This window comes from Nitrogeniibacter aestuarii, assembly GCF_017309585.1.
Lineage (GTDB): Bacteria > Pseudomonadota > Gammaproteobacteria > Burkholderiales > Rhodocyclaceae > Nitrogeniibacter > Nitrogeniibacter aestuarii.
Window position 1 is genome coordinate 3,383,442 of the sequence record NZ_CP071321.1, and the last position, 17,310, is coordinate 3,400,751.

13 protein-coding genes and 1 tRNA gene are annotated in these 17,310 nt (G+C 62.3%); 5 read left to right on the forward strand and 9 right to left on the reverse strand.

The annotated features are described in order from the left end of the window. Positions 1 to 29 precede the first annotated feature (29 nt). Positions 30 to 2,729 carry a bifunctional [glutamate--ammonia ligase]-adenylyl-L-tyrosine phosphorylase/[glutamate--ammonia-ligase] adenylyltransferase gene (glnE, locus tag J0W34_RS15815; protein ID WP_230969416.1) on the forward strand — a complete coding sequence of 900 codons (2,700 nt, stop codon included), beginning with the start codon at positions 30 to 32 and terminating at the stop codon, positions 2,727 to 2,729. Positions 2,730 to 2,790: 61 nt separating this feature from the next. On the opposite strand, the gene J0W34_RS15820 is transcribed toward glnE, so the two are convergent. The 4 genes from J0W34_RS15820 to J0W34_RS15835 form a co-directional block, all read right to left on the reverse strand. Beyond that, positions 2,791 to 2,867 (reverse strand) — tRNA-Pro (locus tag J0W34_RS15820). Between the two features lie 28 nt (positions 2,868 to 2,895). Continuing rightward, complete coding sequence (locus J0W34_RS15825) at positions 2,896 to 3,864, reverse strand: polyprenyl synthetase family protein (protein ID WP_227816485.1); 969 nt, start codon at positions 3,862 to 3,864, stop codon at positions 2,896 to 2,898. A gap of 57 nt (positions 3,865 to 3,921) precedes the next feature. Beyond that, positions 3,922 to 4,677: a glycerophosphodiester phosphodiesterase family protein gene (locus J0W34_RS15830; protein WP_230969417.1), complete on the reverse strand. Its 756-nt coding sequence runs from the start codon at positions 4,675 to 4,677 to the stop codon at positions 3,922 to 3,924. A gap of 3 nt (positions 4,678 to 4,680) precedes the next feature. Beyond that, positions 4,681 to 5,925, reverse strand: coding sequence for an extracellular solute-binding protein (locus J0W34_RS15835; RefSeq protein WP_230969418.1), 1,245 nt, complete (start codon positions 5,923 to 5,925; stop codon positions 4,681 to 4,683). Positions 5,926 to 6,047: 122 nt separating this feature from the next. On the opposite strand from J0W34_RS15835, the gene J0W34_RS15840 reads away from it, so the two are divergent. After that, a complete protein-coding gene (locus J0W34_RS15840) occupies positions 6,048 to 6,431 on the forward strand; it encodes a hypothetical protein (protein ID WP_230969419.1) in 384 nt (127 codons plus the stop codon). A gap of 32 nt (positions 6,432 to 6,463) precedes the next feature. Here J0W34_RS15840 and J0W34_RS15845 read toward each other — a convergent pair whose 3' ends face one another. From J0W34_RS15845 to J0W34_RS15855, 3 genes are read right to left on the reverse strand one after another with little or no spacing between them, the layout of a single operon-like run. Further along, positions 6,464 to 8,275: a GGDEF domain-containing phosphodiesterase gene (locus J0W34_RS15845; RefSeq protein ID WP_230969420.1), complete on the reverse strand. Its 1,812-nt coding sequence runs from the start codon at positions 8,273 to 8,275 to the stop codon at positions 6,464 to 6,466. Further along, entirely contained in the window at positions 8,272 to 9,825 is a 1,554-nt protein-coding gene (locus tag J0W34_RS15850; RefSeq protein ID WP_230969421.1) for an HD-GYP domain-containing protein, read from the reverse strand. The genes J0W34_RS15845 and J0W34_RS15850 overlap by 4 nt, the downstream gene beginning before the upstream one ends. A gap of 40 nt (positions 9,826 to 9,865) precedes the next feature. Beyond that, complete coding sequence (locus J0W34_RS15855) at positions 9,866 to 10,903, reverse strand: NADP(H)-dependent aldo-keto reductase (RefSeq protein WP_230969422.1); 1,038 nt, start codon at positions 10,901 to 10,903, stop codon at positions 9,866 to 9,868. Positions 10,904 to 10,989: 86 nt separating this feature from the next. Between J0W34_RS15855 and rlmM the strand changes: the two genes are divergently transcribed. The 3 genes from rlmM (at position 10,990) to J0W34_RS15870 (ending at position 15,554) form a co-directional block, all read left to right on the forward strand. Further along, positions 10,990 to 12,072 carry a 23S rRNA (cytidine(2498)-2'-O)-methyltransferase RlmM gene (gene rlmM / locus J0W34_RS15860; RefSeq protein WP_227816478.1) on the forward strand — a complete coding sequence of 361 codons (1,083 nt, stop codon included), beginning with the start codon at positions 10,990 to 10,992 and terminating at the stop codon, positions 12,070 to 12,072. A 198-nt stretch (positions 12,073 to 12,270) separates the two neighbouring features. Then, positions 12,271 to 13,689: a DEAD/DEAH box helicase gene (locus J0W34_RS15865; RefSeq protein WP_227816477.1), complete on the forward strand. Its 1,419-nt coding sequence runs from the start codon at positions 12,271 to 12,273 to the stop codon at positions 13,687 to 13,689. 200 nt (positions 13,690 to 13,889) lie between these two features. Continuing rightward, positions 13,890 to 15,554 carry an EAL domain-containing protein gene (locus J0W34_RS15870; protein ID WP_230969423.1) on the forward strand — a complete coding sequence of 555 codons (1,665 nt, stop codon included), beginning with the start codon at positions 13,890 to 13,892 and terminating at the stop codon, positions 15,552 to 15,554. Between the two features lie 76 nt (positions 15,555 to 15,630). Here the strand turns inward: J0W34_RS15870 and J0W34_RS15875 are convergent, their stop codons facing one another. Then, the gene (locus J0W34_RS15875; RefSeq protein WP_227816475.1) at positions 15,631 to 17,004 is read right to left on the reverse strand and encodes an NAD(P)(+) transhydrogenase (Re/Si-specific) subunit beta; all 1,374 of its coding nucleotides are present in this window, start codon (positions 17,002 to 17,004) and stop codon (positions 15,631 to 15,633) included. After that, positions 17,005 to 17,304 carry an NAD(P) transhydrogenase subunit alpha gene (locus tag J0W34_RS15880; RefSeq protein WP_230969424.1) on the reverse strand — a complete coding sequence of 100 codons (300 nt, stop codon included), beginning with the start codon at positions 17,302 to 17,304 and terminating at the stop codon, positions 17,005 to 17,007. It abuts the gene before it with no gap. Positions 17,305 to 17,310: the final 6 nt, after the last annotated feature.

Genomic DNA, 17,310 nt, shown 5'->3' on the forward strand with positions numbered 1-17,310 from the left:
GGGCACATTTTATCAAGCCGGACTGAACGATGACTGACAGCGACACGAAGGTTTTGAAGCAAGACATCTCCGCCGCCCTCCCCCATTCGCGGTATCTGGCACGCATGCTGACCTGCCGACCATGGCTGGGCGAGCAGATCGGTCAGTATATCGACGCACCGCTCGACATGGATGCCATGCGCCAGTTCGTCGATCCGCCTCGACTGGATCGCGATTGCCTGCGTGAGCGCCTGCGTCATCTGCGCTGCTGGGTGCTCGGCCATCTCATCGTCCGCGACATTGGCGGCAAGGCCGATCTGTGGGAAGTGGTCGAGACCATGTCGGCCTTTGCCGACCTGTCCGTCCAGGTAGCCCATGATGTGGAACGTGCCGCGCTGGTCGATCGCCACGGCGAGCCCAAATCCCGCGATGGCCAGGTTCAGCAGCTGCATATCATCGGCATGGGCAAGCTCGGCGGGCGTGAATTGAACGTTTCCTCCGACATCGACCTGATTTTCGCCTACCCGGACGACGGCGACACCGACGGCGAGAAGCAGATCAGCAACTTCGAGTTCTTCGAACGCCTTGGCAAGCGGATCATTCAGGCTCTCTCGGAGATCACCGAGCATGGTCAGGTCTTCCGTGTCGACATGCGCCTGCGACCGAATGGCGACTCCGGCCCGCTGGTGTGCAGCTTCGACATGCTGGAGAACTATTTCATCTCCCAGGGGCGTGAGTGGGAGCGTTACGCCTGGATCAAGGCACGGGTCATGGTGGGCGACCGTGGCGATGAGCTGATCAAGATCGCGCGCCCCTTCATCTACCGGAAGTACCTCGATTTCGGCGCCATCAATGCCATGCGCGATCTGCACGCACAGATCCGGCGCGAAGTGGCGCGAAAGGACCGCGCGGACAACATCAAGCTCGGACCGGGCGGCATTCGCGAAATCGAGTTCATCGCCCAGGTATTCCAGCTCATACGGGGTGGTCGCGACCCCATGCTCCAGATCAAGCCAACCGTCCAGGTCCTGAAACGCCTGGTACAGCAGGGTGTCCTGGAGACCAGTGCCGTCGACAGCCTGACCTGTGCCTACGCGTTCCTGAGACGTCTCGAACACCGGTTGCAATACCTCGACGACGCTCAAACTCACGACCTGCCGACCCGTCCCGAAGACCAGTCCAGTGTCGCCCGGGCCATGGGCTTCGCCGACTATCCTGCACTGCTCACTGAATTGGCCAAGCACCGTCGGGAGGTCAGTGCCCACTTCGATGATGTCTTTGCCGATCCGGCCGAAGACGGTCACGAACACGACGCGCTGTGGGAGAGTGCCGACGACGAAGACCAGTTGAGCGAGACACTCGAACGCCTCGGCTACCATGACCCACAAACGTGCGCGCGCCGCCTTGGCAGCCTCAAGCGCGGATCGCGCTATCAGTCGCGGCCGCCACAGATCAAAGCGCGCTTCGACGCGCTGATCCCGCGCGTCATCGAAGCCTCCGCGGGCATGGACAACCCGGACGACACGCTGGCGCGCAGCCTCGATTTCATCGACGCCATTGGCGGACGTGGCGCCTACCTGGCCATGCTTCAGCAATATCCGCAGGCACTCGACAAGGTCTGCGAGCTTGTCTCGGCGTCGAAATGGGCGGCCCAGTACCTTTCGCGCCACCCCATCTTGCTGGACGAATTGCTCGACTCGCGTGTTCTCGCCACCCTGCCCGACTGGCCCCAGTTCGCCCGCGACCTGATCGCGGAGCTGGACAGAGTCGAGCCGGATACCGAGCGCCAGATGGATATCTTGCGTGAGCAACACCACACGCAGGTCTTCCGGCTGCTGACACAGGATCTGGTCGGCAAACTCAGCGTCGAAACCCTGGCGGACAATCTGTCCGCACTGGCCGATCTGATGCTCGATGTCACGCTCACCGTCGCCTGGAGAAAACTCAACCGGCGCCACCGCGAGGGCCCACCGGCCTTCGCCGTGATTGCCTACGGAAAACTTGGTGGCAAGGAACTGGGATATGCCTCGGATCTGGATATCGTCTTTCTGTTCGACGACCCGGATCCGGACGCAGCCGAAATCTATGCGCGCCTCGCCCAGCGCATGAACACCTGGCTATCGAGCCAGACCGCAGCCGGCAGTCTGTTTGAAACCGACCTGCGCCTGCGGCCCAATGGGGACGCAGGCCTGATTGTCACCTCGGTCGAGGCCTTCCGGAAATACCAGATGGAGCACGCCTGGATCTGGGAGCACCAGGCACTGACCCGCGCGCGTTTCTCGGCTGGCGACATTCAGGTGGGTGACGCTTTCGAGGCCATCCGAATCGACGTTTTGAGAAAACAGCGCGACACTGCCACGTTGCTGGACGAAGTTCGCAAAATGCGCCAGAAGATGATGGACGCGCACGGCAACAAATCAGAGCGTTTCGACCTCAAGCATGACCGTGGCGGACTGGTGGACGCGGAATTCATTGTCCAGTATCTGGTCCTCGCCCATGCCCATGAACACGGCGTGCTGACCGGTAACCTGGGCAACATCGCCCTGCTACGCATCGCAGGTGAGCTGGGGTTGATTCCGATTGAACTGGCACTGAAGACGGGCGATGCCTACCGGGAATTTCGCCGGCTGCAGCATCGACAGCGACTGAACGGCCTCAAGTCGGGAGTCGATCCGGACAGCGTCCGTCCGCTGCGCGAAGCCGTATGTGCCCTGTGGTCACATGTCTTCGGCGACAACTGCGCCACCTGAACAAAGCAGACTCAAAAAAACAAAAAGCCGCGCATGAAGCGCGGCTTTTTGTTGAATTCTTTGGTCGGGGAAAGAGGATTCGAACCTCCGGCCCCTGCGTCCCGAACGCAGTGCTCTACCAGGCTGAGCTATTCCCCGACATTGAAAACTTGCTGCTGCCAAGAGATCAATGATCTCGCCCAACTGCAAAGTCCGACAATTCTAGCAGACGATCTTTGAAAAGTGAAGCAGGAAGTTCGCTCAGAGCCGCCTTTGCCAGGTCGATTTCCTGACGCGCAAACGCCCGCGTCGCCTCCAGCGCACCGGTGTCCAGGATCGCCTGATGCACCGCGGCAAAATCGTCTCGCCCGCCCTCTTCAATCGCCTTTCGGACCAGGGCCGCCTGAGCGTCACTACCGTGCTGCATCACATGGATGAGCGGCAAGGTCGGCTTGCCCTCGGCCAGATCATCGCCCAGGTGCTTGCCGGTGGCAACTTCAGCGCCGGAATAATCGAGCACGTCGTCAATCAGCTGAAACGCCGTCCCCAGATGCATCCCGAAGTCACCCATGCGCTCTTCCACGTCCCGCGGCACGCCGCCGAGAATGCCCCCCAGACGCGCTGCTGCTTCGAAAAGCTTGGCGGTCTTGTAGCGGATCACGCGCAGGTAGTCTTCGACGCCCACGTCGGCGTCGTGACAATTGAGCAACTGAAGCACCTCGCCTTCAGCAATCACGTTGGTGGCGTCTGCCAGGACTTCCATGATGCGCATGGAGCCGACGGAGACCATCATCTGGAACGCACGCGAGTAGAGGAAATCACCCACCAGCACCGACGCGGCATTGCCGAACATGGCGTTGGCTGTCTGCGCACCGCGTCGAAGTTCTGATTCATCCACCACGTCATCGTGCAGCAAAGTCGCGGTGTGAATGAATTCGACCACCGCAGCGAGCTCGTGATGGTGAGTTCCTTCGTAGCCTGCCGCACGGGCCGTCATGAGCACGAGGGCCGGGCGCAGACGCTTGCCACCACTGTTGATGATGTATTCCGCCACTTGGCGGATAAGCACCACGTCGGAGTAGAGCCGCTGGCGGATGACTGCATCCACTGCCTTCATGTCTTCGGCAATGGGCGCATAAAGATGCTGGACTGACAAGGCTGGACGGGGCTAACGACGAAAAGAAGCGATGGTATGGGGGCAGGTGGCAACGCGTCAAGCAAGCGACGTGTCGTAGCAAGCCGTCGCGAGTCCGTCGGGCACATCGGAGATCACGCCCGCGACACCCCATGACCACAAGTCGCGGGCCCTGGCGGCATCATTCACGGTATAGACCGCCACACCATACCCGCGGGTCATTGCGGTCTTGATACTCGATTCATCGACATGGGCGTCATTGAAAACGAGATGACTGCAGCCGGCCAGATCCCCGGCCGCCAGCGCAGCTGCGGCTTCACCATCGAACAGATGCCCGTAGTCGAGATCAGGCGCCACCGCCATTGCGGCATCCAGGGCCTGGCGCTCGAACGATGTCAGCAACACCGCCAGTGATGCATCGTTGAGCCACGTCTTCAGTCTTTCAGCCACGGCACGCCCGGTCTGAACGGCGCACCCCGTGGAAGGCTTGATTTCAAGGTTGGCGGCCAGACCGTGAAGCGCACATGCGTCCAGGACCTGCACCAGGCTCGGCAGGCGCGAGTCGGTCGGCGTACCATGCACATCGCGCAAACGCAGCGATTTGAGGGCCGACCAGGCAGTATCGGCGACACGACCTTCGCCACAGGTCGTGCGCTCGAGCGTCTCGTCGTGAATCACGACCGGCGTGCCGCACTGCGCGAGCATCACATCGAACTCGACGCACTGAAGTCCGGCCGCAGCCGCCCGTGCAAGCCCTTCGAGTGAGTTCTCCGGCGCCAGTCGCCCACCACAACGATGGGCGACCACGGGCGACCAGCGCCACGGCAGCTTCAAGGTTCAGCGCACGGCGCTTGCGCGCACCACGGCGGTATCAAGTGCCTGCTTGGCAGGCTTGAGGTCGGCCCACACGGCGGCAAGTTCCTCATCGAGAATGGCGCGCACCTTGGCCTTGCGCGGCAACTCCGACAGCCCGATGGGTTTGGCCTTCTTGTCAGCGAGCTGGAGTTGCTCGCTGGCCACCTGCAGGTTCGGCTGGTCCGCGGCGACGGCCTCGGCGGTCACCAGGCCCTTGGCGTCCAAAGGCAGGTAACCGGTGCCACGCTGCCAGGCGAGCTGGTTCTCGGGCTTGAGCATGAAGCGCACGAAGCTGGCCGCCGCACGATAGTCATTGCGCGAGCGCTTGCTGGCCGCCCACAGGCTGGGCCCGTCGGCGAGGGTGCCACCCACGTTGCCGTGATCGTCGTAATAGGGCAATTGACTCACGCCCACGCCGAAGCCTGCGCTCTGGTGAAGCGTCGGCCAACTCGCAGAAGATCCGGCGATGACCGCACATTCACCCCGGGCGAAACGCTTTTCTGCCTCCTGGTTCGAGTCGAAAACGTGGAGGTAGCGTGCGCGCACCCAGCTGGCCATGAGGGCCACGTGCCGGATTTGCAGCATTCCGTTGACGTTCAATTCTTCCGATCGACCTGCCCGGCGTGTCACCCCCTCGTTCTGACGGGCACTGACGTTGTCGAGCATGACCCAGCTCGGGCGCGCCACGGTATATGGGCATGCGTAGCCCGCATCGAACAACTTGCCGAGTGCCTCTTGCAGCGACTTCCAGGTACGGGGCGGGGCCGACGGGTCGAGGCCCACCGCACGAAAGGCGTCCTCGTTATAGAACAAGACCGGGGTGTGCATGCCGATCGGAAGCGCCAGACGGCGCCCACGCGAATCCACCGTCATCCCGATGCCCGCATCACGCTGCCCCGTTCGGGCCAGTGTCACACCCGAACTCGACATGACCTGGTACATGGGCTGAAATTGCTTGCTCTCGCGCAGCGCATCCTCCCCCTCGCCTTCCAGCACCATGAGCGTCGGCTTGTCTGCTGCCGCCGCGCTCGCGGGCTTGAGATCGATTTCGTAGCGCTTATCGCTTTCGTTGAAGCGCGCCACCAATTCAGCCAGCTTGCCTGCACGGGCATCGTCGAGCTGATGCGTCATCACCACGGTGTGACGCTTTTCCGCCGCCCACAGGGGCGAGGCGATCGCGAGCGTTGCCATGGCACCGACCATCAGTCGCGTGATGAACTGTTGCATGAAGCCATCTCCTCCGAAGAAAGTCATATGTATCGGAATTTCCAAGAATTGTATCGTCGGATCTCAAGGTTTCCTAAGGGGTGACGATGATTTTCATTGTGAGCATTTATGACAGACATCCCATGAACATACGACGCTTCCTTGCCTTCGCCGCGGTGCTGGTCCTGCTGACCGGCTGTGAGGAGCTGGGCATCCCGGATCCGAAGAAGGACGCCGAGCGAAAACAGGCCGAAGGCGAAGCCATTGGCAGTGCCTGCCGTCACGCGGGGCGCTCCCTCGAGGACTGCTACGCGCGCAACCCGAGGGCGCCCAAAGCAGCCATTTTTTCGGGATGGCGCAGCATGAACGACTACATGATCGAAAACAAGCTGGAGATCGTACCGCCCCCACCGGACACGATGCCCGAGTCACAGGCCCCGGGGGATTCCGAGACGCATTCCGCGCCTGCAGACAACCACGGTGACGGCCATACGCGGTTGAGTGCTCCGGCGCGCCGCCACACCTGACACTGGATCACGTGCTGGGCGTTTGCTGAAAATCAGGCCTTGGAAATCGCCAGGGTCTGCTGGCGGGCAAGCCACCAGGTCACAAACCTGGACAGCGGAATGGCCGAGGAAAACCACATGCCCTGAAGCCGGTCGACCCCGAGACGCGACAGGGCCTCGGCCTGCTCTTCGGTTTCGACGCCCTCGGCCACGGTTTCCAGATCCATCGCTTTTGCCAACGCGAGCACTGCGTCGATGATGGCGGCATCCTGGCGATCCGAATGCATCCCGTTAACGAACTGCCGGTCGATCTTGAGTTCATCCACGGGCAAGCGGCGCAGGTGAGCCAGTGAGGAATAGCCGGTTCCGAAGTCGTCGAGTGCGACGGTCATGCCGAGATCCCGCATGCGTTGCAACACGGTTTCGACCACAGGCTTGTCGGACAGCACCGCGCCTTCGGTCAGTTCGACGCCCAGACGCCCGATCGGCACGCGCCAGTTGGCCATCGATTGCTCGATCAGGTCGGGCAGTTCAGGATCGTGAACATCATCCGCGGTCAGGTTGAGTGCAATCTTGACCGGGACGCCCGAACGGGCGAGCTCGTCGGCCATGCGCGCGGCACGGGCGATGAGCAGGCGGGTCAAGCGCCCTTGCTGGTTCAGACGGCCCGCAATCTCGAAAATGGTCGGTGGCGGCACCCAGCGACCATCCGCGCGCTGCCATCGCAACAGGGCCTCTGCGCTGTCGCAATGACCGTCAGATGAACGAATCTGCGGCTGAAGATAAAGCTCGAAGCGCTGCAGGTGAATGGCACGCAGGAATTCGCGCTCCACCTCGTTTTCAGCCACGAGCGCCTGCTTGACCGAGTCTCCGTACATGGTGATGCCGTGGTGGGCCCGCGTGCCCGCGCTCATGGCGTCGCGGGCCGCCCGCTCGATCGTCTCGGCATCGGTACCATGATCAGGGGCACATGCGCCGCCGATCAGCAACTCCATCCCCTCATCGAGGCCAATGCGTGCAAGCGCACCTTGTGCCACCTCGCGCAGCTTGTTGGCGGCGAGCAACACCTGGGCTTTGGTACGCATGCCCGGCTGGAGTAGCGCCCACTCGTTTTCACCGACACAGCACAACACGTCTTCATAACGCAGCACGTGCCGCCAGCCTTCCTGGAGCACGCGGTGAATACGGTCGCGTTCGGTCGGCATCAGCACTTCACGGGCCGGTGCCGCATGCAGTCGAATGATCATCAAGCCGAGGCGTGAGTCTTCGTCGGCGATTTCGCACAGCTTGCCCAGCGTGTGGTTGAAGGTCGCGCGCCCCCCTACACCGGTGGTGTTCAAACCTTCACTTTCGATCATCGCGAGCGTTCGCTCGCGCAGGTGCGAGATCGCTGTCAGATGCGCGGACAGTGCCCACACCATTCGGACCAGTCCGGTCAGGAGGTCGAGCTCCAGCTGGAAGATCTCGGCCCGCCCGCCCACGAGCTTTTCCCGACAGGCAGAGAGCATCGCACCCGTGCAGATCCAGGCGAAGCGCTCGTCCACGCCGACGTCGCGGCACGCGCACCACAGGTTGGCGAGGCGATTGAACCAGTCAGGGCCGCCATCCCAGAGGCACACATTGAGCAATTCGTTGCAGAACTCGGCCTCGGCGGCAGCCGCAGCTGGCAGCGATGGCGCGGAATCGCGCATCAGAAAATCGCGCAGGAAGACATCTTCGAGTTCGGCACGCTGAATAACGCGGCCAAAGGCCCGGACCGCCGCACGGTCTTCGGACATGAATCCATGCATGGCCAGCACGTGTTCAAGCCCCTCCGTATCGAGCGGAGGCGCTTGAAATCCAGTGGTGACCGCGGGCAGATTCATTGCAGGTAGAACTCCTGCGGATCAATGCCGTAAGCACCCGGCGGCAGCGCCCGACGAATCACGTACAACTCACCGCTGGGTGTTAGCGGATCGTAAAGCATGTCGATCGTGCCGGGATGCTGATTGGGTGTCTTGTCCGGCGCCAGCAACATGAGCAGGCGCGGCTTGAGTCGACGTACCCGGTTCTGGCCGATGACCACGGCCACCTCATCGGTGTTCAATTCCACAAGCGTGCCCACGGGATAGAGGCCGACACACTGGATGAAGGCGTCCACGACAGACTCGGAGAACCAGGTCGCGCGCATGCGATTGATCTCTTCGAGCGCCTCTTGCGGACTGAGCGCATCACCCCACGGCCGATCGCGCGTCATCGCGCTATAGCAGTCGACGATGCCTGCCATCTGCCCGTATAAACCAATCGCGTCGCCTTTCATGCCTTCCGGATACCCCGTACCGTCGTAACGCTCGTGATGTCGAGCGATCACGCTCAACAGTGTCGGGTCATTCTCTTCGGACTCGCGCATGATCGCGAGTGAGTAATCCACATGTGTGCGGAAGATGTCGCGTTCGAGCTTGGTGATGGTCCCCGCCTTGCGCAGCAGGCGGGGTGGCAGCCGCACCTTGCCGATATCCTGCATCAGCCCGGCAACACCGAGCATGGTCATCTCTTCGGCCTCAAGCCCCATGGCGCGAGCAAAGATCATGAGAAACACACTGGAATCGAGCGCATGGTCATACGCGTACTGATCGGTTCGCTTCAGACGCGTCAGCCAGAGCAGCGCATCCGGATTGCGCACCACGCTGTGCATCATGTCTTCGACACTGTTGCGCACGCGCTCCATGTCCGGCTGCAGATTCTCGTGGACGTCGGTCACCAGCTGTTTGACCGAGGCCTGTGCCTCGGCATAGGCGGGCTCGGCGTCGACGAGTTCATCCTCGACGGCCACATACTCGCTCGCCTCCCACGCCGTGCCATCGTCGAATTCGAGTTCCTCTTCGCCAGCTTCGCCCCGCCGTGCCTTACCAGCGGCCGACTTCGACCGCCACGCCGGCTGCCCCCCGGGCCCGAACCAGCGCGAGAGCATGTTCTTGATGACGCCCTCGGACGCTTGCGACTCGTCTCCGGGTGATTGAGCGCCCGGCTTGCCGCGCTGCCTGTCGGGTACGACTTCCGAACGGAAGTAACTGCCCGGACGGCGCTCCTCGCTTGACTCGGGCGGTGTTCCGCCCGAACGAAGCCAGCGCAGCACATCGACGAAATCGCGTGTCGCGGCCGGCGGCAGTTCGTCACGACGCACCCGGATGGTCGACACTTCGCTGTGTTTCCGCTCAATGGCCACCGACTGTTTTTTTGCTGCTTTGTGGTGCATCCCCACGCTGCGCTGCCAGTCGACATAGACAAAGCGGCACAGATCCTTCACCTGCTGGAGCGTCTGTGAATCTTCAATCAGGAAACCCTGCATCAAAAACGGGGTTTCGAGCCAGGGACGGTCAAGCTCGACCACGAACATACCGACATGCAGGTCTGCGGTTGCGACGATTTCTTTCACCGGGAAAGCCTAATTGAGGTTGATCTCTGTGGGTCTGACTTCAGGGTGCAGGGTTGGTGTATCGCGCGTGCACGGTGTCGATAGCGCCTAAAAGTTCATCCGTCACTGTGATATCGGCTGCGCCGATGTTTTCCTGAAGTTGCTCGATCGAGGTGGCCCCCACGATGGTGCTACCGACGAACCAGCGACTCTTGACGAAGGCCACGGCCATCGCTGTCGGCGTCATCCCGTGCGCCCGCGCGAGGGCTGCATACTCGGTCACCGCGGCGAGGACGTTGGGCTTGTTGTAGCGTTGACCAAAGTTCGAAAACAGCGTAATCCGCCCCTCCGCCGCCGGGTCGTCGAGATACTTGCCGGTCAGATGGCCAAAGCCCAGGATCGAATACGGCAGCAAGGCCACGTTCTCGCGATAGCACACCTCCGCCAAGCCATACTCGAATACCCGATTGAGCAGGCTGTATGCATTCTGTATCGAGGCCACCACGGGCAGGTCGTGCTCTCGCGCCAGTTGCAGGAACTGCATCACGCCCCAGGGGTGCTCGTTCGACAGGCCAACGTAGCGCACCTTGCCCGCCTTGACGAGCTTGGCCAAGGCCTCGAGCTGCGCCCTGATCGGGGTGCATTCGCGCTCTTCCGTCGGGTCGAAGAAGGTCTGGCCAAACATCGGTTGATTGCGTCCTGGCCAGTGCAACTGGTACAGATCCACGTAATCGGTCTGCAAGCGCTTGAGCGAACCGTCGATCGCCTTGCTGATGTTGCGCTCGTCGAGCGCCTTGGGTCCGCCCCGGATCCAGCCCATGCGCCGGGCAGGCCCGGCGACCTTGGTGGCAACGATCACCTTGTCGCGCGCCTGATGCCTGAGCCAGGTGCCCACGATGCGCTCGGAGTCGCCCGTCGTCTCCGCGCGAGTGGGCACCGGATACATTTCTGCCACATCAATGAAATTGATACCGGCCGCCATGGCTGCATCGAGCTGGGCGTGCCCTTCGGCTTCGGTATTTTGCTGCCCGAACGTCATCGTGCCGAGACACAGGCTCGAGACCTCCAGGTCACTACTTCCCAGACGACGGTATTGCACAGCTTCTCTCCGTTTCCACGCGGGCGGTGACGCCCATCGACCGAACCAGTATTATCCAACGGACTCCACCACGGCGCCCCCACCAGATGTCACGCTTTGCAAGTTCTCAAGCCATCCTTGTCCAATGCCGTGCAGGCTTCGAACGCGAAGCAGCCGAAGAGCTGGAGAGGCGAGCAGCCCGCAACGACCTGGATGGCCGCGCACACGCCAAGGCAGGAGATGCGTTCGCCATCTTTGAATTTGACGATGGCATCAGCTGGCAGGATGCCCAGAAAGCGTACGCCAGTGCAAGCCTGTGCTTTGGCCGACAGAGCTGGCCGGTCATGGCCCGGATCGACGCGCTCCCCGACCGCGACCGGGTCACGCCCATCGTCGACGCCTTGAAGGCACTGCGCACTGCCGTCGGTGATGTCGTGCTCGAATACCCGGACACCAACGAAGGCAAGAAGCGCTCGGGCTTTTGCAAGCGCTTTGCCGAACCGCTCATCAATGGCCTTGAAGCCGCAGGTCTTTACAAGCCGGGCGTGCGCAAGACGCCGACGCTGTTTCTTTTCTTTCCCGACGCCAATGCGGTGCTCATCGGTCTGGGCGACCCGCGCCAGGCCAGCCCTTGGCCCATGGGAATCGCCCGGCTGCGCATGCCCCGAGAAGCCCCGAGCCGATCGACGCTCAAACTGGCGGAGGCTTTTCAGGTGCTGCTCAGTGCCGAAGAACGCGACCGCTGGCTACGTGCCGGCGGCAAGGCCGTCGATCTGGGCGCCGCCCCGGGCGGGTGGAGCTGGCAGCTGTCGCACCACGGCCTGCGCGTCATTGCCGTGGACAATGGCCCCATGGACAAGAAACTGCTCGACGAGGGCCTGGTCACACACCTGCGTGAAGACGGTTTCGTGTGGCGCCCCAAGGGCGCTGTGGACTGGCTGGTGTGCGACATGGTGGAGCAGCCCAGCCGCATCGCCACCTTGATGGCTGACTGGTTCCTCCAGAAGAAGTGCCGCCACGCGATGTTCAATCTGAAGCTGCCGATGAAGAAGCGCCTGGCCGCGCTCGATCAGTGCAAGGACATCATTCGCAGCCGCCTCAAGGACATCCCGATCAACCTTCGGTTCAAGCACCTCTATCACGACCGCGAAGAAGTCACCGCCTATCTCACGCGCCTCGATACCCGCTGAATTCAGACCGGGTATCGCGCTGTAGCAGCGACGGCCACTCCACGGGAAGCGCCCGTGGGTGTTGCATCCGCACATCCGGATGCGACAAATTCCGTTGACGAGGCGGCCCAAACCCCGAAAAGGGCGAGTCCCACGTTATAATCATTTGTTTTTTCGACAAATGAGGCGCTAGTTCGCCTTGATGAGGACCACAATTCCATGAGTTTTGCCGATCTCGGCCTGATGCCCGAACTGCTGCGCGCCGTTGAAGATGCCGGCTACACCCAGCCGACGCCAATTCAGGCCCAGTCAATTCCGGTGGTGCTGTCAGGCCGTGATGTCATGGGCGGTGCCCAAACCGGCACCGGCAAGACTGCCAGTTTCACGCTGCCCCTGCTGCAGCGCCTGGCGCCGCATGCGAACACCAGCACCTCGCCCGCCCGTCATCCGGTGCGCGCCCTTGTACTGGCCCCCACGCGCGAACTGGCCATGCAGGTGCACGAATCAGTGCTCACCTACGCCAAACATCTGCCCCTGCGCGCCACCTGCATCTATGGCGGCGTCGACATGAATGCCCAGATGCAGATCCTGCGCGGTGGCGTCGAGATCGTGGTCGCGACCCCAGGCCGCCTGCTCGACCATGTGCAGCAAAAAACCATCCAGCTGCGTGAAGTCCAGATGCTCGTCCTCGACGAGGCTGATCGCATGCTCGACATGGGCTTCATCCCCGACATTCGCCGCATCCTTGCGCTCTTGCCGGCACAGCGCCAGAGCCTGCTCTTTTCCGCCACCTTCTCGAACGAAATCAAGAAGCTGGCCGACCAGATGCTCAACGATCCGCAACTGATCGAGGTGGCCCGCCGCAACACGGTCAGCGAAACGATCGCACATCAGGTCTACCCGGTCAGCGAGGCACGCAAACGTGACCTGCTGGTGCATTTGCTCAAGCACGAGGTGACCAACCAGGTCCTGGTCTTCACCGACACCAAGTTCGGTTGCAGCCGTCTGACGCACTACCTGAACCGCAGCGACATCCCTGCCGACGCCATTCATGGCGACAAGAATCAGCAGCAGCGCACCGAAGCGCTCGAAAGCTTCAAGAACGGCACCACCCGCGTGCTGGTGGCCACCGACGTCGCGGCCCGGGGCATCGACATCGACGACCTGCCCTACGTGATCAATTACGTGCTGCCGAACACGGCCGAGGACTACGTGCACCGCATTGGCCGCACGGGCCGCGCGGGCAAACAAGGCAAGGCCATCTCGCTGGTCGCACCGGCGGAAAAAGGGCGTCTGGCGGACATTGAAAAGCTCATCAAGCTGCAGATTCCGAAGCAGACCATCGAGGGCTTTGGCACCAGCGAGGCGAGCGAGCACAGCGAAGACGCCGGTCGGGGCCGAGGCCGGGAGCGCGACCGGGATCGCGGTCGCGAGCGTTCCCGTGACGACAGTCGTGAGAGCAAGCGCGGTCGCAGCACGGGTCGCAAACCGTCAACGATTGCCCCCGATGGCTTCGATTATTCCAAACCCTACACCGCCAGCGACGCCGACGCGACAGCCGCGAGCAAGCCTGACGTGCGCAAGCGCAACGAGCGTCCGGTTGCCTTCTTGCTCGGCGGCCTGGGTCGCAAGGATTAACCAGCCCGCCCGGGCTGCACTGTCAAAAACGCCGACACCCCCGGCACCATGGCGTTTTGGTGGTGTATCAGCAACGCGTTTCAAAAGGTAATAAGGGGGCAAAACCGCCCCCTTTCGCCGTCAAGAAGCCGTCCGGCACGCCGATATGATTGAGACCAATCCAATCAGATACTGCGCGCCCGCCGATGGAACTGGCTCCTGTGCCCCGAGAACCCGACGAACCGTTCGTCCCGGACCTGTCCGAGGGCGCTGAAGCCGGCCTCTACCTCTCCCTGTTCGAACTCATGAACGAGGGCCTGATCATCACCAGTGATGAAACCATCCTGGAAGTGAACAGCGCCGTCTGTCGACTGATGGAGCGAAGCTACCGCGATCTGGCGGGACAACCACTCTCGACCCTGTTCCCCTCGGAACGTGCATTCCTACAGGCACGCGCCTCCCTGTTCATCCAGGGCGAGATGCGCGGTAGCCTGCGCGTGCGCCTGCCAAGAGGGCGCGAGCGCGATCTGGCCTATGTGGCCGCAGCGCGCATTCGCCCCGGGGTGCATGCAATCATTCTCAGTCCGGACCCGGTCACCGGCCTTGGAGAGACGCCGCCGCCACCGGCCGACGCTGTCTGGCCACGGCTGGCCGCTGCACTGGACCAGCCGGCCATGGTGATCGATGCCAAGGACCGCATCATGGCGGCAAACGCACCGGCACGCCGACGCTTCGCACACATTGACGACACGCTGACCGGCAAATCCCTCAAGCTCTTCTGCCAACTCTCGGAGCCCACGCGGGAGAGCGGACCGATTACGGTCATGCCCAGCGATGGTTCGCCAGACCTGCACGGCCGACTGCTCCCGGGCCCGGAAGCGGGATGGCGAATCCTGCTGCTCTCGGGCGCCACGCCATTGGCACCGGTCGACGCCCGTAGCGGGCGCATCTTCAAGCACGCCCCTGTGCCGATGCTGGTAGTACGCGCCTCGGACAGGCAGATTCTGGCCGCCAACGACGCCGCAGCGAACATGCTGGGCCACCCGCGTCCGAATCTGCTCCAACACAAGCTCGGCACGCTCGGCGCCCCGGTATCGGATGACCGGGAGCTAAGCTCGGGCGCGTGGCGTTGGCAAGGTAAAACCGGCTCCTTCGACATGGAAACGCACGCTCAGCCGCTCGACGGCAATCGCTTCGAATGGCTGCTGACCCTCTACGCGCCCATGCCTGTGGAGGGCGTCGGCGCTGCCGACGGCTTGCGATACAACCCGATCGTCGATGCACGCTCGGGCAAGGTCATCTCTGCCGATGTGGTCTTTCCCGATCACGAGAATCCGGATGAGCTCATCGCGCATCTCACCACCGCTGGCGAACAAGCGCAAAAATGGGCTCAGCACGGTATTTCATTGAACATTCCGACATCGCTTGAGCAGCTCTCAGCCCCTTCTTTCGCTGCCGCCCTGACAAGTGCAGCCGAGTCGGCGACACAAATCGGCGCCCAGCTGTCGATCAGCCTGCCCGAAGCGGACATCACTCGCCTGACTGACGGCCAACGAACGCAAATCAGCGCCTTGCAGGCGGCCGGAGTCACGCTCGGCGTCAGAGAGGTTGGCCTTCAGCCCTTGCCCATGGCCCAGCTCATGGAGTTTTCGGTACGCATCCTCACGCTGGCCCCTGCGCTCGTGCACGATTGTGTCTCCGGCCCCAAGGCCAATCTCGCGTGCGCGACCCTTGCGATTGCAGGTCCGCTGGGGCTGGTGATTCACGCCGCCGGCGTCGCCAATCACGCCCAGGCAGAGGCCCTGGTGAAGATGGGTTGCCACCTGATCCAGGGCGAGCATGTCGGCCCCACCATGACCGCAGAGGCCCTGACCCAGCGGATCTGATCCCTCCCCGCCCGCACGGCATACCCAAGAAAAAACCGCCCCGGAGGGCGGTTTTTTCATTCTGCGACGACTCTGATCAACCCATGGTCTTGATATGGGAAATGATCTCACCGACCACGTTCTGCGCCGAGCCATAGACCAGACCGCAGTTTTCCTTGTAGAACAGCGCGTTCTCGACACCGGAGTAACCCGTGCCCTTGCCTCGCTTGATGACGATGACGTTTTGCGCCATGTCGGCATTGAGGATGGGCATCCCGTAGATCGGGCTGGACTTGTCGGTCCGCGCAGTGGGGTTCACCACGTCGTTTGCGCCAATGACCAAGGCCACGTCGGCTTGCGGGAAGTCTTCGTTGATCTCTTCCAGGTCGAAGATCTTGTCGTACGGCACGCCAGCCTCGGCCAGCAGCACGTTCATGTGACCCGGCATCCGGCCCGCCACGGGGTGGATGGCGAAAGACACTTCCACGCCGGCCTCCTCGAGCAGTTCGGACATCTCCCACACCTTGTGCTGGGCACCCGCCACCGCCATGCCGTAACCCGGCACGATGATGACCTTGGAGCCGTAGCGCATGGTGGCAGCCGCGTCCATGGGACCGAGCTCGCGCATCGTGCCCTCAATCGCTTCACCTTCGGATGCCTCACCCGTGATCGGGCTGAAGATGATGTTCCTGATCGGACGGTTCATCGCCTTGGCCATCAACTGCGTGAGCAGCGTGCCCGAGGCACCGACCACGATGCCGGCCACGATCAGTGCCGGATTGTGGAGCACGTAGCCCTCGAAACCCACAGCCAGACCCGTGAAGGCGTTCAGCAACGAGATCACCACCGGCATGTCGGCACCACCAATCGGGGTGGTGATGATCAGGCCAAGGATCAGCGCCAAGATGAAGAAGGTGATGATCCAGCCCATGCCCGGGTGATCCGCGGCCACGATGGCCAGACCGAGAATGACCGTAATGGCTGCAACGATCATGTTGACCGCATCCTGCTTGGGCAGCCGGTAGGCCTTCTTCATGATGCCTTGGAGCTTGGCGTAGGCAATGCAGGAACCGGAGAAAGCCACCGCCCCGATGAGCGCACCGAGCACGGCCAGTGCCGTGGCGACCATGCCGTGGACCTCGCCCTTGGTGAACTCGAGCAGTGCAATGGCTGCTGCAGCGCCACCACCCATGCCGTTGTAGATGGCGACCATCTGCGGCATGTCGGTCATGGCCACTTTCTTGCCCGACCACCACGCGACGGAAGCGCCCGCCATCATGGCCACAATCATCAGGGCGAAGTTCTGCATGCCCGGATAGAACAGGGTGACCACCGTGGCGGCCACCATGGCCCAACCGGCCCAGACGATACCCTTGCGCGCCGTGACCGGCGAGCTCATGGCCTTCAGGCCAAGAATGAAGACGACGGCGACAATGACGTACGCCAGATCGATAATGGGATTGCTAGCCATTTACTCGCCCCCCTTCTTCTTGTCCGACTTGAACATGGCGAGCATGCGTTCGGTCACCACGTAACCGCCGGCCGCGTTGGCGGCGCCGAGGAACACGGCAAAGAAGCCGATGGCCAGCTGAATCGGGCTATCCGGATCAGCATGCCCCATCACCACCATGGCGCCCACCAGGACGACACCGTGAATGAAGTTGGAACCGGACATCAGGGGGGTGTGCAGGATGACCGGCACACGTGAAATCACTTCGTAGCCGGTGAAAGCCGCCAGCACGAAGACATACAGGTAGACGATACCTTCCATGGTCTT